At 66.9% G+C, this 396-nt stretch carries 1 protein-coding gene; it reads right to left on the bottom strand.

The genetic code is table 11. From position 1 onward, the window contains the following. A partial coding sequence (locus I6F21_RS38420) for a DUF2946 family protein (protein WP_225184477.1) occupies positions 1-248 on the bottom strand: 248 nt, incomplete at its 3' end. Positions 249-396: the final 148 nt, after the last annotated feature.

The raw sequence follows: 396 nt of genomic DNA, 5'->3' as shown, positions 1-396 counted from the left end.
ACATAGACCCGCTGCGGGCCGTTCTGGAAGAACCAGGCGCCGCGCTCGTCGCAGCCGTAGTTGCGGCCGATGAAGGCCAGCAGCTTGTCATGCTCGATGCGGCTGCCCTTGATGCGCGGAAAGGGGCCGCTGCGCTGGCAGTGTTCGTCGCGCATGTACCAGTCGCCGCGCGCGTCCAGCGCCAGCCAGCCGTAGCAGTGAGGTACATGGGGCCACTTCTTCAGCGCAGCTTCGACAATGGCGTCCATCGCTCGGTCCTTCAGCGTTGCTTCCAGAGCCAGTCGCAGATCTGCTCGGGCATGGTCCGCATGTGGCCGGGCAGCGGGCCGGCCGGGAAGCCGACATGCCCGCCATGGCCGGGTTGCCAGAGTGTCACATAGGCGCCCACTTCAGCGG

This window comes from Bradyrhizobium sp. NBAIM03, assembly GCF_020194055.1.
GTDB classification, from domain to species: domain Bacteria; phylum Pseudomonadota; class Alphaproteobacteria; order Rhizobiales; family Xanthobacteraceae; genus Bradyrhizobium; species Bradyrhizobium yuanmingense.
The sequence above is the reverse complement of the archived record's forward strand: the minus strand, read 5'-3'. Positions and strand labels throughout refer to the sequence as shown.